The organism is Sporolactobacillus caesalpiniae, assembly GCF_040513385.1.
In the GTDB taxonomy this organism is placed as follows: Bacteria; Bacillota; Bacilli; order Bacillales; family Sporolactobacillaceae; genus Sporolactobacillus.
The window spans coordinates 235,532-257,269 of sequence record NZ_JBEVCB010000001.1 but is presented as its reverse complement, the minus strand read 5'-3'; the positions used below and the strand labels follow the sequence as shown (position 1 = coordinate 257,269).

The following is a 21,738-nucleotide window of genomic DNA, read 5'->3' as shown; positions in this document are numbered from 1 at the left end:
TTACCTGATCGTCCCAACCGAATCTTATGACCCTATCGTCGTACCGGCAAGGCAAAACGCTATACTTTCTTCACTTGTAAAAAAACAACACCCCCGCATGCTTAGTAGCATGTGGGGGTGTTTATTCGTTCAATCGCTCTTATTTAGCGACTGCTTTTGCTTTTTCAGCGAGTGTTGCGAATGCTGCTGCGTCGTTAACGGCGAGGTCAGCAAGCATCTTGCGGTTTACTTCGATACCTGCAACCTTGAGACCGTTGATCAGCTTGCTGTAAGACAAGCCGTTGATACGAGCTGCTGCGTTAATACGCGCGATCCACAGTCTGCGGAAGTTACGCTTTGTTTGACGACGGTCGCGGTATGCATAAGACAGGGATTTGAAGACCTGTTGCTGTGCGACTTTAAACAGCTTGTGCTTTGCGCCAAAATAACCCTTTGCTAACTTAAGAACTCTTTTGCGTCTGCGACGAGTCACATATCCGCCTTTAACTCTTGCCATTGTAAAAACCTCCTAGAATGAGTCGTCCGAAATTGCCACCTGTGGCTTTCGAACCGACATTGAAAAATAGCCTGTTACGTTTGTTAGAATTAGTTGTTGATCAGTTTCTTGAGCTTGTTAGCAAGCGTTGATGTCGCAATCGTACTCTTGTCAAGATTACGTTTTTGCTTGTTTGACTTATGGCTGAACATGTGGCTCGTGAAGCCGTGTTCCCGTTTGAACTTGCCGGTACCCGTCTTTTTGAAACGTTTTGCTGCACCTTTGTGTGTTTTCATTTTTGGCATAAAAAGAATCCTCCTAGTAAGATCAGTGGCTAAAAGCAGCCGAAATCACTTTTAGATCTGCTCCGTTAATTGCTTTATTGCTTGTCGGCTTTAGGAGCAAGCACAAGAAACATGCTGCGTCCTTCCATTTTCGGCCTTGCCTCGATAACACTGACATCTGCACATTCTTCGGCGAGCTTTTCAAGTACTTGCCTTCCGAGATTGGAGTGCGTAATCGCGCGCCCTCTGAATCGAACGGAAGCCTTGACTTTATCGCCTTTTTCAAGAAATTTCTTGGCATTGCGCATTTTCGTATTGAAGTCGTGTTCTTCAATACTCGGACTGAGCCGAATTTCTTTCAGATTGATGACTTTCTGATTCTTACGCGCTTCGCGATCTTTCTTCTGTTGTTCGAACCGGAACTTGCCGTAGTCCATAATCCGGCATACCGGCGGTTTCGCGCCTGGAGCAACCATGACCAAATCCAAATTAACATTGTGAGCCATGGTCAGTGCTTCTGCCTTCGACTTAATACCGACTTGTTCCCCGTTCTGACCGATCAGACGAACCTGCTGCGCACGAATCCCTTCGTTAACAATCATATCTTTGCTAATATTGAGCCACCTCCAAATAAATTTGAGCAAATCGCTGGCTAAGTGTACAAACAAAAATACGGGCGCAAAAACGCCCGTATTGACTATTTCTTCCTTAATTCATACCTGGCAACAGCATGACTGCGTCGATCAGGTGAGAAGCCGGGCGGCTCTGCTTTACTCGTTGTAAATTCCTTTAATACTATAACATGCCGTTTTTTATATTGCAAGCCCATTTGTATTATGAATGGAGCTTATCACGGTTTTCCATGAGAAAATCAAACAACATGTCGTGGCTGACTTTTTTTGCTTCTTGCTCCAAACCAAGTTGGCGCAGGATCTCCAGGCCAATCGGCAGCGTGGTTCCAGCGGCTCTGGATGTAATAATCTTGCCGGAGACGACGACCGGATCTTCGCTGTAAGCCGCGTCTTTAATATGATCCCTAAAGTCCGGATTGCTTGTCGCCGTTTCTCCTTTGAGAACACCGGCGCGTTCCAAAGCAATCGGTGCCGCACAAATCGCCGCCACTAGCTTGCCGTTTTCTTTGTAGGCACGAATCAGCTTCTGCGCACGCTCATCATCACGAAGCGTCGTCGCTCCTTTGACGCCTCCCGGCAGATAGATACCGTCAAAATCAAGCAAACCATCACTATTTATGCTCCGATCCGCTTTCACAACAATATTTCGTGAACCCTCAACGAGCAAAGATTTAGCAAGCGAGCAGAGAACAACTTCAACGCCGCCGCGACGAAGCACATCAATCGCAGTCACAGCTTCAGTTTCTTCAAATCCTTCCGCAAGTAAAACAAGAAACTTCTTCACCATCGCTCACTCCCTGTTTTCTTCTGACATTATCGTATCACATCAGAACAGCCAATCAAAGTAGAGCGCAGTTACAAAAATTGTGTACCCTTTCCGAAACGTACGCGAATCACAAAAACAATTTTATTAATCATTTGAATCTCCTCCTCTTATTTTTTTCAAAATAGAATTATCTAATGTGACGTTCGTACTCAAACCGTTTATCAAGCATTTTGTTTCTCAAAGCCTCAATGCGCTTGCGGTCTTCATAGCGTTGTTGTACTGATGCCGGCTTCCTGATTGAAACCGTGAACGTCAACGCAAATAAGTTGAATTTCATCATCGCACGACCTCCCTCCATTTTTAATTGTGTTTTGTTGAAAAATCCTTTTTGTTCAATCGGCATACGTAGATTTGCAGTTGATGCTTGCATGTTCTTCATCCTTTCATTTAGCATTTTTGTGGGTTAAGATCGCCGGACGGAGTGTTGATCAACATTCCGAGAGACAACATTTATTTATATAAAAGCGAAGCGCAAAGCGCTCAGCTTCATACCAAAAAGCAAAAAAAGACCGCAAAGGCAGCACGCCGATACGGTCAAAAGAGCATAAAAAGACCGCAGTCAGTGGAGACCTGCGGATTTATTCTTATTCATTGCTTAAAAAGAGCCAATTAGTGCACTAAGAAATTCGTCGAGGTCATCCGAACAGAATATACAATTGATGATACGGTAACTTTCTTCTCAACTGTCATCATGTTTTGATGACCTCCTTTCGTTAATTTGCTTTTTTATTATATATGGTAAATGTTTCAAAGTAAACCCTTATTGAAAAAAACAGGCGTTTTTTACACTGATAAGAACGTATAAAAAAGATTCAAGGAAATGAGTGTAAGTGGTCCGACATAACGCCACGTCCTGTGGCAGGCCGGACACTAGGCCATCCATGACCGTCGCAACTAAGCCTTTGCCAGAGGCTTGGTGAAGCCAAGTTTTCTAATGGGGGTAGCTGCCCCCTTTCCGATCAAATTTATTGCGTTGCGCCGCTTCCACTGCTTAAATGCAAGGTTGAGGCGACAAAACATACGCGATCCTCAAACACGTGGTGCAAGGTCTTCATCATTCCGTGTTCCGGCCGGTCTGTATACACAATGACTTGCTTCGGCGCCAGGGCGATCAAAGTCAGAACAATCGAAGGTTCAGCCTCAATGCCCCATTGCTTGAGCAGCGGGTAAAAGGAACGTACCGATTGCACATTGCGGATCAGACGGTGGTGATCGTCATATAATCGAAACGGATGCTCATCGTATACTTCAATCTTTTCACAAAGAGGCTTATAAGCCCGGATGATGCGTCTTAGCTTGTCTATAAAAACTTGATACTCCTGCTCCAGCTTATATTCGTCAATCGCGATCTCCACGTATTGACGGAGTGCTTCTTTATACGCGATCAAGCGGAAGCGGATGATGGATTCGAAAGAAAACGTATTGTGTTCTTTTAAAATTCCTTCAAGCGATTCCATGATGGTTTCACGTCGGTCTTTAAGTGTTTCTGTTTGCGGCAAATCATTTTTTTCACCCGCAAAAATAGCGAATACTATATTTAAGATTGCCACTTGTTCTTCCGGTTCCGTAAAATAGTAATACTTTTCAATGATCGTCATGATCCAGTCTTTTTCATGATGTTCGATTATATAGCGGGTAATTAATTGTGCAAATTCTTTATAGTCCGCCGTTTTGTCCGGAAAAACGGCGAGACGGCTGTTAATGAGCAGCACACCGGTCACTTGCCTGAAGGAAGAGGGCAGTCTTCGATAAAAATCTGCCGCCTCCTGCTGGGTATCAAAAACAATCTCCAATGGTTCATCCTCCCCGTCCCATCTTATATAAAGACTATATGGGAGGAAGTCCTCATTCATGCTTTCGAAAAAATTATATTTTTGCTTTTATTTGCTAACGGCGGTTAGAGCCGTCCATTTTAACAAGTTTTGTGAAATGGCGGATACGCTCCATCAGTCGCTTCGCTTTGACATTTTCGATACCGCTTTTCTGCGAATAGGAAAAATGATCTTCCAATTCATCGTAGTTAAAGTTAGATGTATAAAGCGTTGGCAGATGATCCATCATTCGGTATTGAAGAATACTTCCGAGCACTTCATCGCGCACCCATGGCGTAATTGTCTCAGCACCGATATCGTCTAGGATTAAAATGGGTGTTTTTTTCAGCACATCAAGCTTCTTATCAACGGAGTTATCTTGGATCGCACCTTTAATTTCTCTAAAAAAATCGGGAACATAGACAATAAGCGAGGCAACATGCCGCCGTTCAGCTAAACGATTCATGATCGCTCCCATTAAATAGGTTTTCCCGACACCAAACTGACCGCAAAGATACAGTCCCTTTGTCTCGCCAGGATCCGTCAGGTAATCTCTCACGAATTCACCCGCCGCAAGAATGGCTTCTTGGCGTCCGCCTTCTCCCTTGTCAATCATCCCAAATGTCGCATTTAAAATATCCTTGGGCACATAGTAGCTGCGAATCAATTCGCTTTGACGATGCTTCGAATCGCGTTCTTCAAGCAGAGGACAGGGAGAAAAGGTGAGGGAAGGCGTTCCCTTATCATTTACCAATTGCGGCCTATAGCCTTTCATCATATTTGGACATTGATCCAACCCGGGACACTGCGCACAATGCTTCTGTTCGGCGGCAAATTGATAAAGACGGGAAAGGCTTCTCGTCCAAGCCGCTGAATCGATATCCGGATTTTTCTCAGCAAATTCACGAATAGCCGGATTTTTCCCGAGCGCACCGGCAAGCTGATCCCATTTTCCCTGTATAGTTCGCTGACCGGTCAAGTCCTTAAATAATGAGTTAATCGGTTCCATTCATGCACCCTCCCTAACCACGGCTCTCATATATTATTCAGGTAATCCTCAAGCCATTTTGCTCTCTGTTTCACCGCTTCATCGTCTGCGCCTGATTGTTCTTTCGGCTGTTTCGGGTTCTTCATCCATTCAGGAATGACTTCACGGTGCTCATCCTGCCCCGACTTTCTCGGTCGTCGCGTTTTATTTGCAGATCCTGAACCAACGGCTCTTTTCGTCTGATCACGTTTCTTTTGTTCTTCTCGGGCGTAAGTCATCGCCTGCCGCACGGTCCGGACATTTGCTCTTGCCCACTGGGCCGCAACTTTTTCAACAAAGGACTTGTTCAAATTGTGATCATTGACTTGCGATATGTAGTCAATCAAGACATTGATCACGCCCGGATTCAATTTTGTATCGAACATCAGATTCTCGACCAAGCGTAAATCAGGCGCTGCCGGTTTGCTGCCCTGCCCAAGTGCTTGGAGCAGCTGATAAGGTGAATTTCCTTCATACCAAGCGATCAAGCGTTCTTCTTCAGTTTGCGGCTCTTTTTCAACGATTTCTCGTTCCGCGCGCGGCTGAGTACGTTCGTAGAGTGCGGGCATTTCGTCCTGTCCATGCTCAAGAAGATAAAAATCACGTACTTCTTTTCGCAGCATATCAATATCCACAGTACCGGTATGCAATGCCGCCGACTGTAATGCCCGACTCATATCATAAGGCTCAGTCTGGTAGACAAAAGCCAGCTTATCAATAGCAAATCGAACGTCATCGGTCAGCGCATCTTCCGTCAGAATAGCGTCGGAAAGATAGGGCATCATCGCTTTAAAATCAAAATGTCTGTTAAATTCAAGCTTGGGTGCTTCAGCACGGGCGCTCCACGAACCAGACAATGAAGTGTTTTTCATTTCATCGGTGGATTCTGCGGACGGCATCGATTGAAATACCTCGTCAAAATGTGCGGAGACATCATCATAGCCAGCCATGTTCATAATTTTGTTTTCAAATAAACGAAGGAGCCTTTTGTATTCTCTGGGTCCAACCTGCCGATACAAAAATAAATTTAAAAAACCGTCTTTAAAAAACAAATCGGGCGTCAGTGGGGGCTCGAGACAGTATACGAATTGTCCGGGATTCGCTTCCTTTTTCTTCAAGGTTTGCAACAGACCGACAGCTTCCAGCTTCTTTCTTGCTGTGAGAATACGGTCTAGAGACAGGTTCATCATGCCCATGAGATGATGATGCGTCAAAAAATCCTCTGAATCATCAGTTTCCTGCCAAAGCGTAAAATACATGCTTGCCGCCTCTAAACCGATCAGAGGCTGATACAGGCATGTAATGACTCTTTGGTCGAATGAATGAAGCAATCCATTGGTTCGAACACGATAGTGATCACCGGGCAGCACTTCTTTCCAAGACTGCAGCAAATCGTCAACCCCCATTCTGCGTCTTTCGTGCTAGAATTAAGGACCCTTCTCAGATCGGCATTCCTCATTCTCTCACTTCTTGCTGTTTTTTTCTTTCTCCAATTGATCTTTCAATTCTTGAATTTTCTTAGCAAAAACATTGATGTCCGTAAACTGTCTATATACTGAAGCGAAGCGGACATAAGCAACCTCGTCCACCTTCACTAGTTCATTCATCACACGCTCGCCAATTTCATGGCTATTCACTTCCGAACGACCCTCGTCGCGCAGCACCTTTTCTACATCATTTGCCAGCTGTTCAAGTCGCTCGAGCGGAACCGGACGTTTTTCACAGGCTTTAATAAGCCCGCGCAGCATCTTTTCATGACTGAACGCTTCTCGGTTATCCCCTTTTTTCACGACGACCAAAGGAGTCTCCTCCACTTTCTCGAAAGTGGTAAAACGGTGATGGCATAATTCGCATTCTCTGCGTCGGCGAATAACGCGCCCATTGTCGACCGGGCGGGAATCCAACACTTTTGTCGCCATTTGTTTACAGCTTGGACAGCGCATCTTTTTCACTCCATTCGCTGTATTTCGATAAACTTATTGTATCCTACTAAACAGCTGATGAAAAGCCGAGCGGTAACAAGTCCAATTAATTCTCAAGAGACCACCGTTGAAGCAGCCGCTGAAGCTGTGCTTCGGTTTCCTCAATCGAGCCATTGTTATCAATCACCGCATCCGCCAGCTTCACTTTTTCTGATAGTGGAATTTGTGAACCCATGCGTGCACGTGCCTGAGACTCATCCAAATGGTTTCTCGCCATCAGTCGTTTCAGTTGATTGGTTTCAGACACATAGACGACGATCGTTTTGTCTACCCAAGACGCCAAGCCGCTTTCATAGAGCAAAGGAATATCCAAAAAGGCAGCACTTGCTCCTTCTTTTTCATATTGGTCAAGTTCTTTGAGCATCCACGAGCGAATAAGCGGATGGAGCAGCGCATTCAACGCGGCACGTTTTTTATCATCTTGAAAAATCAGGCTGGCGAGTTGCTTACGATCAAGTTCACCCGTAGGCAGAATCATGGCATCTCCGAACTTATCAGAAATTCTGCACAGTGCCGGCTGCCCTGCGGCGACAACCTCTCTGGAAATCTTATCTGCGTCAATGACCGAGTATCCATGGTGTATCAGCCAGCGTGAGATCGTGCTCTTACCGCTCGCGATCCCGCCTGTCAATCCGATTTTCATCATTTTCCAAACCTCTTGGCTGGCAGAGTGGACAAAAATGTGTGCCGCGTCCGCCAACTTTAATTTTTTCGATCGGTGTTCCACAATGCACACAAGGCTCGCCGGCTCTGCCATACACCGTTAATTGCTGCTGGAAGAGGCCCATATGCCCCTGACTGTTAACGAATGTACGAATGGTGCTGCCGCCAAGTTTTACAGCATCGCCTAATGTCTCAACGATCGCCTTTCTTAATCGTTCCAATTGTGCTTCAGAGAGTTCACTTGCCGCAGTCAACGGATGAATTCCGGCCTTAAACAAGGACTCATCAACATAAATATTTCCGAGTCCAACGATGAGCGTTTGATCAAGCAAAACGAGTTTAATTGAGCGTTTCGTACGTTGAAAAGCATGGGCCAGGTAGCCTGTCGTCAACTCGGGCGACAACGGCTCGAGGCCAAGCTTCGACAGCGGCAAGTGCTTCCATTGTTCACCTTTGTTAAAAAGGTGCATCGTGCCGAATTTGCGGACATCGCGATAACGAAGTGCTGTGTCATCGGTAAAATGGAAGATGACATGAGTATATTGATCAATCGGATCTTTCTCAGGATCCAGTCGATAACGTCCTTCCATTCTTAAATGTGAGACGAGCACTACGTCGTCATAACAAAACAGCAAAAATTTGCCGCGCCGCTGTACATCATGCAACGTTTCCCCAATCATTCTCGATTTAAATTGATTGAGATCAGTTGGTTTGCGGATAATGTTCGGCCAGCGCACCTCTACACTCTTGATTGTCTTCCCAATAACCAGCTCATTCAACGTGCGTTTGACGGTTTCCACTTCTGGTAATTCCGGCAACCTGTTTCCCCCTAAATTCTCTATTCTATGATCGGCGTGTTCCGTTCAGGCTTCTCCTCCCGTTTGGACATTACTTTGCATCGTACCAGGTCGGGCCGTAGGAGCTCTCCACCTTCAAAGGGACACTCAGTTTAATTGCGTGCTCCATCACATCCGGTACAATCCGATTCATGACTTCTAATTCCTGCTCCGGAACTTCAAAAATCAATTCATCGTGCACTTGCAAGAGCATTCTGGCTTCCAACTTCTCATCTTTGAGGCGTTGATCCATATTGATCATTGCCTTCTTGATGACATCGGCTGCGCTGCCTTGAATCGGTGTATTCATCGCCGTACGTTCTGCGAAGCTGCGGCTATTAAAATTCCGACTATTGATATCAGGCAGATAACGGCGGCGATTCAATAATGTCGTTACGTACCCGTCCGTTTTCGCCTGCCGAACAATATTTTCCATATAACGATGCACACCTGGATAACTCTGCAAGTATTTTTCTATAAAGTGTGCGGCATCTTTCCGTGTGATTCCCAGATTCTGCGAAAGGCCATAGTCGCTGATCCCGTAGATAATACCGAAATTGACTGCTTTCGCATGGCGCCGCATCAGAGACGTAACCTCATCTTTTTCTACACCGAAAACATCCATTGCCGTTTTCGTGTGAATATCCATATCTTCAATAAACGCCTGTTTCAAGTTATCGTCATCAGCAATATGCGCGAGTACGCGCAATTCGATCTGAGAATAATCCGCTGAGAAAATCTGCCAACCCGCTTCTGAAGGAAGAAAAGCTTTCCGTATCTTGCGCCCCTCTTCCAGCCTAATTGGTATATTTTGCAAGTTCGGATCGGTTGAACTGAGTCTCCCGGTCTGTGTGAGGGCTTGATTATAACACGTATGCACGCGCCCTGTCTCCGGATGAATCACTTTGAGCAGCCCCTCCACATAAGTGGATTTGAGCTTTCCCAGCTGACGGAAATCGAGAATCTTGCCGATTACTTCATGGCGGCCACGCAATTTCTCAAGTACATCCGCTGCTGTAGAATAGCCGGTTTTTGTTTTCTTTACCGGTGGCAGCTGCAGCTTCTCAAAGAGAATTTCGCCAAGCTGCTTTGGCGAATTAATATTAAACGTTACGCCTGCCATGGCATAAATATCATGTTCAATAACATCAAGCGTCCGATCAAGCTCCTCACCCATTGCCTTCAGTGTTTCGCTGCTCGCTTTAATTCCCGTATATTCCATTCTCGCAAGCACTCGGGCAAGGGGAAGTTCAAGATCAAAAAGCAGTTCTTTTTGTTTGTTTTCGATTAATTCTTGAATCAATTTTGGCTCAAGCTGCAGCAATGCGGATGCCTTTCTGCCAAGGTGCTGGGCTTGAGCTTCGCCTTCAGGTATTTTACGTTTTGCGCCTTTTCCATAAAAAACGTCATCGGTTTCAATGTTGGAAATACCGCGTTTTGTCGCAAGCAGCGCTAAATCCTGCCCCGCCTCCGAAGTATCAATCAAATAAGTTGCCAGGCGAACGTCAAAAGCGATTCCTTGGAGCTTAATTCCGCGCCATTTTAAAGCCACTTCAGCTTTCTTGCTGTCAAGCAGCACTTTTTTCATTTCAGGATCTTCCAGCCACCGGCGGAAGCATTCGTCCTTGATCGCCTGCTCGGTTTCCATAAAGAACGTACCCGCCTCATTTGAAATGGCAAATCCGGTAATCGCCGCGTAATGATAGTTTTCATCGAGCATCTGCACAACTAATGCGCTCGGAGATACGAGCTGTTCAGCAGTGAATTCTGTCACTGTTTGAACAGAAATAGCCGCCGTTTCCGATGCGTGTCCATCAGGATCTGGAACTTCTAGTTTATTAAGCAGCGATTGAAAACCCAGCTCACGAAATAAATCTTTCAATCGATCCGTAAATTCATGAGAATAGCTGCATGAGTCAATGGTTAGTTCTACGGGCGCGTCCTTGTCAATCGTCGCGATTTTCTTGCTTAGCAAAGCCTGATCTTTATTCGTTTCCAGCTTTTCTTTTAACTTCTTGCCGGTCACTTCGTCAACATGCGCATACACACCTTCGATCGTCCCAAATTGCTTAAGCAGTTTGATCGCGGTCTTTTCCCCCACTCCAGGCACACCTGGAATATTGTCGGAGGCGTCACCCATTAGTCCTTTAAGGTCAATCACCTCATGCGGATTGATCGCGTAACGTTCCTTGACCTTATCTACATCATAATCAACAGTGTCGGTGATTCCTTTACGGATCAATGAGACGCGAACCCCTTCGTCAACGAGCTGAAGGTAATCCTTGTCTCCAGTCACAATCCGAACATCAAATCCATCGTTACTTGCTTTTCGAGCAAGCGTTCCAACGATATCATCCGCCTCATAATTGTCGAGCTCGTAACGCTGAATCGTCATCGCATCAAGCAATTCGTGGACAAGTGGAAATTGCTGTGACAATTCAGGCGGCGTCTTCTGGCGACCGCCTTTATATTCTTTATAGGTTTCATGACGGAAGGTCGTCTTCCCTGCATCGAAAGCGACGAGCAGATGCGTTGGTTTCTCTTCTTCAATGACCTTCATCAACATCATCGTGAAGCCGTAGACTGCATTTGTATACATGCCTTGATTATTGCTTAGTAACGGCAATGCGAAAAAGGCACGATAAACGACATTATTTCCATCAATTAAGACAAGTTTTTTCATCATATTCCTCCTGAAAAACAAAGAAAACCTGTGTTGCTTTTTCTTATATTCTAAAGCAACACAGGTTATTTATCCAATCAAGTTGATGATTTATTAAAAGTGATTGTAAAGGTTGAACCTTTACCGGGTACACTAGTTACGTGTATTTTGCCATCATGCGCCTCAACCAGATGTTTGACAATAGCAAGGCCTAATCCTGTTCCGCCTGAGTCTCTGCTTCTCGCCTTATCCACACGATAAAACCGCTCGAAAATGCGCGGAATTTGGTCTTGCTCAATTCCCATTCCTGTATCGGATATGACAAGATCCGCCTCTGATTTGCGTTCATGTATCGCTATTGTGACTGTTCCATTTTCTGGGGTATAGGAAATCGCGTTGGAAATCAAATTGATCATGATTTGACGAATCCGAAATGCATCCCCGGCAATCACTCCTTCATCACCTTGAAGATACTCTAATTTTATCTTCTTCGCCTCCGCTTTTTCTCTAAGAATTAGCAGCACACTTTCCAATACATCACTAAGAGAAACCGGTGCCCACTGGAGTACAAAATGCTCCCGTTCGATTTTCGACAGTTCGAGCAGGTCAGTGATGAGGCTCTGCAAACGACGACCTTCGTGAAGCATGATGTGCAAAAATTGATCCTCAAGCTCTTTATCTTCTCGCGCTCCATCAAGTAACGTTTCAGTAAAACCGATCAGCGAGGTAACCGGTGTCTTTAATTCATGAGAAACATTGGCAACGAAGTCTTTTCGAGTATTCTCCAATTTCTTAATCGCAGTGATATCGTGAAATACGACGACAATACCTCTGATTTTCTTGTGCTTATTCAAGATCGGCGCGCATGAAATGTCGAAGTGCTTACGTTCGATATGAACTGTGAATTGCAATTGGCGAGCAAGTTTTTCCTTCGTCTCAAAGACTTCGTCAATCATTTTGCGAACCTCATCATAAGGAATCACCTCATGATAGTCTGCCAACTCCCAATGGGTCGCACGAGTTTGAAAGTCTTCTTTAAACGTTTGATTAACATAATTGATACGTCCAACGCCATCGACAAATAGTAGACCGTTCCCTATGTTCTCAATTAGTGTTGTCATACTGTCCTGTTGACGTGTGTAGGAACGATTAATCTCATGCATCGCATCAGACATTCGGTTCAGTGCCAAATTAAGTCGCAGTATACTCTCACGCTTTACATGGTCCGGAGCGATCATGTTGTAAGAACCCTCTAATAGATTCTCGACCATGCGGGAAGCAAAACGTATCGGACGTGCGTAGGAGAGAACAAGATAATCTCGATAATACAGCAGCGCGATACCGGCCGCTGCAAGGAGGCAATAGACAAGTCCAAGACCGACAATGGACGTCCTGAATCCTTTTATTTTGAGATAGCCTACCTTTGCTCCATCCGATTTCAATGCTTTTATGTATACCAAAGAATCGCCCGATTCACGCAAGCCTGCAACCTGATTGAGCGTCTTTTTGTCTTTCCCTGTTGATGAATAGATCAGCTTCCGATCACGATTATAGAGAGCTAGCTGAATATGCTCCTTTTTTGCGAATTGAGAAAAAGAAGATTCAAATTCATCTACTTGGACCTTTCCCTGTCTAACTGCAACGGATTCAATCCAGTTTCCCCGCGCGTCCATTGTCTGCTTATCGTCATAAAGGAGGGCAACTTGAATGACTTCGTTTGTAACAAAAATAACAAAGAGCATGCAGACGATGACAAATCCCCAGCGCGCCCACATTCTGCCATCAAACCTTCGGCTCATCAAATTTATAACCCAACCCTCGTACTGTTTTTATATAAAGCGGTTTGCGTGTCACATCTTCAATTTTTTCTCGCAAATGACTGACATGAACATCAACAATCCGTGTATCACCAGCAAAGTCGTAGTTCCAGACAGCGTTCAGCAATTGCTCACGTGTGAGGACCCTTCCCTTGTGCTCCATCATATAGACCAGCAATTCGAACTCCTTTGGTGTCAAAACCATTTCATCATCTTTGAACGTCGCTTCAAAGTTGTTCGGATACACCTTCAAATCGCCGATTGAGAGCACTTCATTTTGTTCCTGTTTTCCAAGATCTGCACGTCTCAAAATCGCTTTGACACGCGCAACTACTTCACGCGGGCTAAAGGGTTTTGTCATATAATCATCCGCACCCAGTTCAAGACCAAGAATCTTGTCAAGCTCATCATCCTTGGCTGTAAGCATTAAAATCGGCACAAAATAGCGTTCCTGGCGAAGTTGTTTGCATACATCCATTCCATCCATACCAGGAAGCATCAGATCCAAAACAATCAAATCCGGTCGAGAATCTCTTGCCAGTTTCAATGCATCTGTCCCATTTGCGGCAGTCAGTACGTCATAGCCTGCTTTTTTAAGGTTAAAGGAGAGCAGTGTCACAATAGACGGCTCATCATCCACAACCATTATTTTTTTTGTCAAGCATATCACCCCTTGCTTCTCTTTTTATCATAACAAGTTTAAGCAAAAGATTCAGCAATGATCCCCTTGATCAGCCGAAACGTCCGGAAATATAATCTGATGTACTCTTTTTTTCCGGATTCGTGAACAACGTTTTTGTTTTACCGAATTCAATCAACTCTCCCTGATAGAAGAACGCGGTATAGTCGGCAATTCTGGCTGCCTGCTGCATATTGTGTGTAACAATGATAATTGTGTAGCTGTTCTTAAGCTCAAGCAGCAGTTCTTCAATTTTGGCACTTGAAACAGGATCAAGCGCGGATGTCGGTTCGTCGAGCAAAATCACATTCGGTTTAAGCGCAAGCGCGCGGGCGATGCACAAACGCTGCTGCTGACCACCGGAAAGGCTGGTCGCCGAACGATCCAGGCGATCCTTTACCTCATCCCATAGACCAACCTGTTTCAAACAATCTTCTGTGGTTTCCTTCAGCGTTTTCTTGTTGCGTACTCCTGCGAATCGAAGCGGCAATTGAATATTCTCACTGATGGATTTTGGAAATGGGTTCGGCTGCTGAAATACCATACCGATCTCCTTGCGCAACTGAACAACGTCCACTTTCGGATTAAGAATATTAACATCCTTATACCCAATCATTCCTTCGCATCGAGCGGAAGGAATCAAATCATTCATCCGATTGATCGTACGGATGAATGTCGATTTCCCGCATCCGGACGGACCAATCAAAGCTGTGATTGATTTCTCATGAATTGGGAGATTGACATCTTTAACCGCATGATTATCACCATAAAAAATATTGACATTCTCCACATTAATTTGAATCGGAAGCTCCTTAGTCACTGTATTATTTGTAAATGAGACAATATTTTTCTCCATTTGAATCATTTCCATTCCCCCCGCTTATTTTCCTGAAAATTTTTGATTAATTAGTTTGCCAAGCATGCGTGCAAATAAATTAAAGAGCAGAACACAAATGACAAGCACCGCGGCAGAGCCGTTTGCAATTGTTTGCACATCCGGCATAATACCACCTGTATTTACCGCCCAAATATGCACCGAAAGTGTTTCAGCCGAACGAAAAAGATTAAGTGGCGAGTTCGGTGCCGCAGGATTCCAATTGCCAAAATCCAGATCCGGTGTTGAAAGTCCGGCGGTAAACAGCAGTGCCGCCGATTCACCGAAAACACGCCCCGCAGATAGAATAATACCCGTTAAAATGCTGGGAAACGCCGCCGGAAGTAAAATTGTTTTGATTGTATGCCAATGTGTAAGTCCCAGTGCGAGGCCGCCTTCTTTTTGATGGCGCGAAAGCGATCTGAACCCGTCTTCAGTCACACGTACGATCACCGGAAGATTAAAAACCGTCAATGCGAGTGCTCCTGAGAATACCGAATACTTGAAACCGAAATAGTTGACGAATACAAGCATACCGAACATGCCGACAACGATTGATGGTAGAGAAGCGAGCACTTCAACGCAGGTTCTGATAAAAGAAGTCAGCTTGCCGGGTTTTGCGTATTCAGCTAAATAGATTCCTCCGAATACACCGATCGGAACGGTCAAAAGCATTGTAATAATTAATACGTAAAATGAATTCCACAATTGGTCTTTAATACCGCCTCCAGCCAAGAAAGGACTGGCGGATGTTGTAAGAAATTGCCAAGAAATGCTTGAAACGCCTTGAACTAAGATATAGCCCAACATCGAAATAAGAATAGCTGCCATAGCCACGGCGCATGCGATGATTACTGAAATAGCGATTCGATTCGTGATTTTACTGTTCATCGTTTCTCTCCTCTCCTTCCTAAGAAGCGAATAATGACGATAAACACGTAGGAAATCAAAAGTAAGATTAAGCCTAGAGACCAGAGTGCGTCGTTAAGCACGCTTCCCGTAGTTGTATGTCCCATACTTAAGGTGATAATTGTCGTAAGTGTTGCCGATGGATCAAGAATTGAAGCGGGAATATTGCGCGCGTTGCCAATAACCATCTGCACAGCCAGCGCTTCGCCAAATGCCCGCGACATCCCCAAAATGATTGCAGTTAGCAGGCTTGAGCCTGCAGCAGGAATCACGACACGCCAAATCGTCTGCCATTTTGTTGCTCCGATGGCGTAAGAAGCTTGCCTTAAGGAGTCAGGCACAGCGCGGATACTGTCTGCCGCAATACTTGCAACTGTCGGTAAAATCATGATACCGACAACGATTGCTCCCGTGATCAAGTTAAATCCGGATCCGCCGAAATGCTGACGCATAAATGGAACCACGATCGAAAGTCCGATTAGACCATAGACGACAGAGGGTATGCCAACAAGTATTTCAATCACGGGCTGCATCACTTTTGCGCCCCATTTTTTGGCGATTTCAGCCATAAATATAGCAGTACCGATCGCAATCGGTGTCGCAATGAGTGCAGCTAAAAACGTAACAGCCATAGATCCGAAAATAAAAGGGAACGCACCGAACGAGGGGTTTTCTGCGCGATCCGGAAACCATTCCGTTCCTGTAATAAACGTCCAAAAATTAAGGTGATCAACAACAAAAGCACGAAGACCTTGTATTGATAAAAAAAGTGTAATTGCTGTTACCGCAACGATCATAAGCAGTGCACTGCCATAAATGAGCAGTTTTCCTCTGCTCTCGCTCGTTCGATCCGTCAACTGCGAGAAAAATCCCTTTTCATTGATCAGCCTTGATTTGCCGCCTGATGCCGGTGCCGCATCCGTAACCATTTTGCCGATTTTCATCCTCACACCTCATTTACATTTATTCATGAGACGCCCATATGACGGCAAGCGGGATGTTTTAGACCTTCCCGCTTAAACCGCCATTGGACTTTGCTTTGTATTTAATTTGCCCTGCATTTCTTAGGACAATCCTTATTTATCTGTTTGTTTACCTTCAGCATCACGCTGTACTTTCATATTTTTATCGGACAGGTAACCTTGAGCCGGTACATCTTTTGTCTGGACAGCATCGCTCATTATGAAGTCAAGGAACGCTTTAACCAGCTTCGATGGTTCGCCTTTGGTGTACATGTGCTCATAAGCCCATACTGGAAATTCGCCGGAAGCTACGTTGTCGTCAGTTGCTTCAACTCCGTCAATGGAAAGTTTCGTCACTGAAGTGTCATTTGCTGTGAAATATGAGAGTGCCATATAGCCTACAGCGCCAGGAGTTTCAGAGATGATTTTCTTAACAGTGTTCGTCGAATCTTGAGTAATACCTTCAGCAGGTGTTTTGTTATCAAGAGCAAATTGGTCAAATGTTGCTCGAGTACCGGAACCGTCAGGACGATTTACCAATGTAATTTTTTGGTCTTTACCGCCGACTTCTTTCCAGTTCTTAACTTTGCCGGTAAATACTTTTTGGAGATCTTCTTTTGACAAATTCTTTACACCGGCTTTTGGGTTAACAGCCGCTGTCATTCCGACTACAGCGACTTGATAATCTTTAAGCGATTTCGCATCAATGTTTGACTTGCTTTCTGCAAACACGTCAGACATACCGATATCAAAGTTTCCCGCTTGAGCTTCGCTCAAACCGGTACCGCTTCCTCCGCCCTGTACTTCGATCTGGACATCAGGATTTTTTTCCATGAATTCCTTAGCTGCTTGTGCTGCCAGCGGTTGAAGTGCTGTCGAACCGCCAATAGTGATTTTACCTGATAGTGATGCAGACGAAGAACTTGAATTTTCAGAAGAACTGCTGCTGTCTGACGAACTGCTTCCGTTTCCACACCCACTAAGAATAAGTGTTAATGAAAGAACGAAAACCAGTCCGATCGCGAGCAAGTTTTTCTTTTTCATAAGACTATTTCCCCCTCAAATTGTTGAGTCACCTTATTGCATTTCTAATAGTAAGCCTTGTTTTTTAAACACATATAAACGAATTGTAAAGGTTTTGTAAAGGCGTTTCGTGTCGAACAATGTTCCTAATTATAGAATGACCACAGTTTGGTCAATAATGCGCAGGAAAAGGAATATAGTCATGGTATAGAGATATGTAAAAGAGGCTGTCCCATAAGTCTTTTTGACTCTGAGACAGCCTCTCTTTTGCTTTAAAATGAAGTTGTGAACAGCTTAGTTCAAATTTTTGATTAGAACATCGGCAAATTGTGAGCACTTTACTTCCGTCGCATTTTCCATTAATTGTGCAAAGTCAAAAGTCACGGTCTTACCTGAAATCGTCTTTTCAATCGCATCGACAATTAATTTAGCCGGCTCATACCATCCAAGATACTCCAGCATCATCACGCCGGAAAGAATGACTGACGATGGGTTCACCTTATCCTGGCCCGCAAAGGTGGGAGCAGTTCCATGCGTCGCTTCAAATAAGGCGACACCCGTCTCATAATTGATATTGGCACCTGGAGCGATTCCGATACCTCCCACTTGAGCCGCAAGTGCATCCGAAATGTAGTCACCATCCAAATTCATAGTCGCGACAACATCATAGTCATTCGGACGCAACAGAATCTGCTGTAAGAAATTGTCGGCAATCGCGTCTTTAATTAAAATACGGCCGCTGTCTAGCGCTTCATACTGAGCTTTGTCCGCTGCTTCTTTGCCCTGTTCTGCTTCGATTTTCTGATAGTGCTTCCACGTAAAGGTTTGTTCCGGAAATTCACGTTCCGCAAGCGCATAGCCCCAATTCTTGAACGCCCCTTCTGTGAATTTCATAATGTTCCCCTTATGAACAAGTGTCACGCTTTTGCGTCCTTCATTGATCGCATAGCGAATGGCTGCGCGGACCAGACGCTCAGTCCCCTCTTTAGATACTGGCTTAATACCTATTCCCGATGTTTCCGGAAAGCGGATATTTGTTACATCCATTTCATTTTGGAGAAACCGGATGATCTTTTTTGCCTTAGGAGATTCAGATTCAAATTCAATTCCGGCATAAATGTCTTCTGTATTTTCTCGAAAAATCACCATGTCAACCAGTTCCGGTTGCTTTACTGGTGAAGGAACACCCTTAAAGTGGCGGACCGGACGCAGACAGGTGAACAGATCAAGCTGCTGGCGTAATGCGACATTTAATGAGCGTATACCTCCTCCTACTGGTGTTGTGAGCGGCCCTTTTATCGCAATGACATACGTTTTCATTGCGTCAACCGTCTCCTGAGGAAGCCATTCACCTGTTTGATCAAAAGCTTTTTGACCGGCCAGCACTTCCTTCCAAATAATTTTTCGACCGCCATTATAAGCCTTTTCTACAGCGGCGTTAAAAACACGTGATGCCGCAGACCAAATTTCCGGGCCAATACCGTCTCCTTCCACATAAGGAATAACCGGATTGTTTGGTACGTTCAGTATGCCATTTTGTACAGAAATTTGTTGTTCATGTGTCACAGTATGTACCTCCATGCCTTTTTGTCATTGGCTGTTACAGCCTTATTCTTTTCTAATCTGCCTAAATTCACCATAACCCAAGCTTTTGTTCAGCGCTGATCAATCGGCACAACTTTTCTTAGACGTTCGCCATTATATTCGGCGCGCGGTCTGATGAGCCGGTTGTCGTTGTATTGTTCCATAATGTGTGCCGCCCATCCGGATGTTCTGCTAATCGCGAAGACAGGCGTAAACAAGTCATGATCAATACCCAAGTCATGGTAGAGGGTCGCCGAATAAAAGTCGGTATTCGGCAGCAACCCTTTTTTCTCTTTGATCAGACTTTCAATTTTCACCGACATATCATAGAGTCGCGAATCGCCCTTGAGATCGCTCACTTTTTTCGCCATTGTTTTTAAGATCTTGGCGCGAGGATCACCGTTTTTGTAGACACGGTGACCGAAGCCCATTATTTTTTTCTTGTTTTCAAGTGCGTTCGAAATATAATCATTTACCCACTCAATGGAACCGATCTTCTCCAACATATGCATGACTTGTTCATTCGCACCGCCATGAAGCGGTCCCTTCAAAGCACCGATCGCCGATGTAATTCCGGAATACATATCTGATAGCGTCGCCACGCATACTCGTGCCGTGAACGTTGAAGCATTCAGTTCATGATCGGCATGAAGAATTAATGCTTTGTCGAACATCTGCGCTTCAGTCTCTGAAGGATAGTGACCTTTCAGCATATAGAGAAAGTTAGCTGCGTACCCCAATGATTTATTTGGGGATATCGGCTCCAGTCCTTTCCTGATTCTAGAAAACCCGGCAACAAGTGTCGCAATTTTCGCCTGAATGCGGACCGCCTTATCTTTATTCGATTGCTTATCCATCAACTCAGCATCAGGGTCATACATGGCCAAATTCGAAACAGCGGTTCTTAAAACCGCCATAGGGTGTACGTGGTCAAACGGATACATCTTCATGATTGTAAACAATTCACCCGGTACCGCCGCATTCTCAGCAAGCGTTCCTTTGAAGTGACTGAGCTGGTCAGCAGTGGGGAGTTCGCCATTCCAAAGCAAAAAAACGACTTCTTCAAAAGTAGACAATTCAGCTAAATCCTGTATACTGTACCCTCGATACATGAGCACATCATCTTTAATTGAACTAATTGTTGAAGTTGTTGCAACAACACCTTCCAAACCTCTTGTCATTGTCAAATTAATCCCCTCCTTGAATGTAGCGCCTTGCTATCTGAATACGAACAATTCATCCATTGTTGCTTCCTCATTTGATAACTATCTGAAATCAGAAGATCAGCATTCTTTCAATTCTATTATTTAATAATAGTACATTTTTCTGAACTCTTCATGAACAGATTCAAACATCTTGATGAAAAATAGGATTTTTCAAATTAACTATCACTTGAATGTTATGAGTATTATGCAAAATTGTTATCTTGATTATATCCGCTTATGCTGACTTTGTGAATAATAACTCGTAATATTCTTTTTCAGATCCTGTTTTAAATGTATATTTCCCGCTTGTCCGCATACGCATAGACTTAAGGTGGGGATAAGGACATGAACTCTCAGGAAACTCAGCCATTCATTGCCGGATTATTTATTGTTTTGCGTGCCCTTGTTGTTATGACCATTACCGCGGTGATCGTGACGGTATTGATGTTTGCCATCCGTTACGCGTTACCATTTCTTATCGCCTGCGCACTCGCATTCATGATCAATCCTATTGTTGTTTTTATTGAAAAAAAAATAGGACTTCCCCGGGGGGCAGCCTCATTTGTTGTTCTTTTTTTCTTCTTTTCGCTTTCGATAAGCATACTATTATTTACTTCAATTGCCCTGATCAAAGGAGTAAGTTCACTGTCTCGCTCTGTTCCGGATGAAGTTCAAGTGCTTATCGGAGACCTGCAAACTTTCTTTTTCTCACATCTCCTGCCTTCTTGGGAACAGGCAATGCATATCTTTTCTGGGCTTCCAAGTGGGCAGCAGAAAGCTATTCAACTCAATGTCGAAAGTATGGCGGGAACACTTGTGGAGATGCTTCATGACCTTGCCGGTCGTTTATTAATGAATCTGACTGAATTTGTAACTACTATTCCGGACACACTAATTTCAGCTGTTTTTATCTTTCTTGCGACTTTTTTTCTGTCTAAAGACTCTGAACGGATAAAGAAACAGTGTCATGCATTCTGTTCCCATTCAGCTATTGGCCGGCCAATTTATAAAGTACTGACAGAACTGAAAAAAACATGCATCGGGTTTGTACGCGCTCAGTTTTTGCTCGTATTCATGACCATGATTCTCGTATATGTAGGTCTTATCGTGTTGAAAATCCCACATCCGCTTACCATCGCGCTGATTACGGGAATTGTAGATTTGATTCCTTATTTAGGAACCGGCGCAATTTTTATTCCATGGATTCTCTACCAATTTTTCATGCACCATTATTTTTTCACCATTAGTCTAACAAGCCTGTATATCGCCGCAATCATTCAAAGACAACTGATGGAACCCAAAATACTATCCGTGACTATCGGCATTGATCCGCTTGCGTCGCTCGTCTCCATCTATTTCGGCTTTCGCTGGATCGGTCTAGCCGGAATTATAATCGGACCGCTGATTCTTGTTGTGATTCGAACCCTGTATCATGCGGGCACATGGCAAGATGTGTGGCGCTACATTCTTGGCAAAAAAGTCTGAGG

21 protein-coding genes are annotated in these 21,738 nt (G+C 44.5%); 1 reads left to right on the top strand and 20 read right to left on the bottom strand.

The features are described 5' to 3' along the window. Nucleotides 1-139: 139 nt before the first annotated feature. From rplT to citZ, 20 genes are all read right to left on the bottom strand, one after another. Nucleotides 140-496, bottom strand: coding sequence for a 50S ribosomal protein L20 (gene rplT / locus ABWW58_RS01175; RefSeq protein WP_093672014.1), 357 nt, complete (start codon nt 494-496; stop codon nt 140-142). 89 nt (nt 497-585) lie between these two features. Beyond that, a complete protein-coding gene (gene rpmI / locus ABWW58_RS01170; protein WP_093672012.1) occupies nt 586-780 on the bottom strand; it encodes a 50S ribosomal protein L35 in 195 nt (64 codons plus the stop codon). A gap of 74 nt (nt 781-854) precedes the next feature. Next, complete coding sequence (gene infC, locus ABWW58_RS01165; RefSeq protein ID WP_143128443.1) at nt 855-1,361, bottom strand: translation initiation factor IF-3; 507 nt, start codon at nt 1,359-1,361, stop codon at nt 855-857. 232 nt (nt 1,362-1,593) lie between these two features. Next, a complete protein-coding gene (locus ABWW58_RS01160) occupies nt 1,594-2,178 on the bottom strand; it encodes a DJ-1 family glyoxalase III (RefSeq protein WP_245734157.1) in 585 nt (194 codons plus the stop codon). 166 nt (nt 2,179-2,344) lie between these two features. Then, nucleotides 2,345-2,587: a YrzI family small protein gene (locus tag ABWW58_RS01155; RefSeq protein ID WP_353867462.1), complete on the bottom strand. Its 243-nt coding sequence runs from the start codon at nt 2,585-2,587 to the stop codon at nt 2,345-2,347. 595 nt (nt 2,588-3,182) lie between these two features. Then, a complete protein-coding gene (locus ABWW58_RS01150) occupies nt 3,183-4,010 on the bottom strand; it encodes a putative sporulation protein YtxC (RefSeq protein ID WP_093672004.1) in 828 nt (275 codons plus the stop codon). A gap of 94 nt (nt 4,011-4,104) precedes the next feature. Next, entirely contained in the window at nt 4,105-5,037 is a 933-nt protein-coding gene (gene dnaI, locus ABWW58_RS01145; RefSeq protein ID WP_353867461.1) for a primosomal protein DnaI, read from the bottom strand. Between the two features lie 26 nt (nt 5,038-5,063). Then, complete coding sequence (locus ABWW58_RS01140; protein ID WP_353867460.1) at nt 5,064-6,446, bottom strand: replication initiation and membrane attachment family protein; 1,383 nt, start codon at nt 6,444-6,446, stop codon at nt 5,064-5,066. Between the two features lie 72 nt (nt 6,447-6,518). Next, on the bottom strand, nt 6,519-6,998 hold the full coding sequence (gene nrdR, locus ABWW58_RS01135; protein WP_093672001.1) for a transcriptional regulator NrdR: 480 nt from the start codon (nt 6,996-6,998) through the stop codon (nt 6,519-6,521). Nucleotides 6,999-7,083: 85 nt separating this feature from the next. Then, nucleotides 7,084-7,683, bottom strand: a complete 600-nt coding sequence (gene coaE / locus ABWW58_RS01130) for a dephospho-CoA kinase (RefSeq protein WP_353867459.1) — start codon at nt 7,681-7,683, stop codon at nt 7,084-7,086. Further along, nucleotides 7,643-8,518, bottom strand: a complete 876-nt coding sequence (gene mutM, locus ABWW58_RS01125; RefSeq protein ID WP_353867458.1) for a DNA-formamidopyrimidine glycosylase — start codon at nt 8,516-8,518, stop codon at nt 7,643-7,645. Before mutM ends, coaE begins: the two co-directional genes overlap by 41 nt. Nucleotides 8,519-8,588: 70 nt before the next feature. Next, complete coding sequence (gene polA / locus ABWW58_RS01120) at nt 8,589-11,219, bottom strand: DNA polymerase I (RefSeq protein ID WP_353867457.1); 2,631 nt, start codon at nt 11,217-11,219, stop codon at nt 8,589-8,591. A 77-nt stretch (nt 11,220-11,296) separates the two neighbouring features. Continuing rightward, the gene (gene pnpS / locus ABWW58_RS01115; RefSeq protein WP_353867456.1) at nt 11,297-12,997 is read right to left on the bottom strand and encodes a two-component system histidine kinase PnpS; all 1,701 of its coding nucleotides are present in this window, start codon (nt 12,995-12,997) and stop codon (nt 11,297-11,299) included. Beyond that, on the bottom strand, nt 12,981-13,676 hold the full coding sequence (locus ABWW58_RS01110; RefSeq protein WP_353867455.1) for a response regulator transcription factor: 696 nt from the start codon (nt 13,674-13,676) through the stop codon (nt 12,981-12,983). Before ABWW58_RS01110 ends, pnpS begins: the two co-directional genes overlap by 17 nt. Before the next feature lie 70 nt (nt 13,677-13,746). Further along, nucleotides 13,747-14,550 (bottom strand): phosphate ABC transporter ATP-binding protein PstB, encoded by an 804-nt coding sequence (gene pstB / locus ABWW58_RS01105; protein ID WP_353867848.1) that lies wholly within the window; start codon nt 14,548-14,550, stop codon nt 13,747-13,749. Nucleotides 14,551-14,574: 24 nt separating this feature from the next. Then, complete coding sequence (pstA, locus tag ABWW58_RS01100; RefSeq protein WP_353867454.1) at nt 14,575-15,459, bottom strand: phosphate ABC transporter permease PstA; 885 nt, start codon at nt 15,457-15,459, stop codon at nt 14,575-14,577. Beyond that, a complete protein-coding gene (gene pstC, locus ABWW58_RS01095) occupies nt 15,456-16,421 on the bottom strand; it encodes a phosphate ABC transporter permease subunit PstC (protein WP_353867453.1) in 966 nt (321 codons plus the stop codon). Before pstC ends, pstA begins: the two co-directional genes overlap by 4 nt. Before the next feature lie 132 nt (nt 16,422-16,553). Beyond that, entirely contained in the window at nt 16,554-17,483 is a 930-nt protein-coding gene (locus tag ABWW58_RS01090; RefSeq protein ID WP_353867452.1) for a phosphate ABC transporter substrate-binding protein, read from the bottom strand. Between the two features lie 273 nt (nt 17,484-17,756). Further along, complete coding sequence (gene icd, locus ABWW58_RS01085) at nt 17,757-19,043, bottom strand: NADP-dependent isocitrate dehydrogenase (protein WP_445783401.1); 1,287 nt, start codon at nt 19,041-19,043, stop codon at nt 17,757-17,759. A gap of 74 nt (nt 19,044-19,117) precedes the next feature. Beyond that, the gene (gene citZ, locus ABWW58_RS01080) at nt 19,118-20,233 is read right to left on the bottom strand and encodes a citrate synthase (protein ID WP_353867450.1); all 1,116 of its coding nucleotides are present in this window, start codon (nt 20,231-20,233) and stop codon (nt 19,118-19,120) included. Nucleotides 20,234-20,596: 363 nt separating this feature from the next. Between citZ and ytvI the strand changes: the two genes are divergently transcribed. Continuing rightward, nucleotides 20,597-21,736: a sporulation integral membrane protein YtvI gene (gene ytvI, locus ABWW58_RS01075; protein WP_353867449.1), complete on the top strand. Its 1,140-nt coding sequence runs from the start codon at nt 20,597-20,599 to the stop codon at nt 21,734-21,736. Nucleotides 21,737-21,738 lie beyond the last annotated feature (2 nt).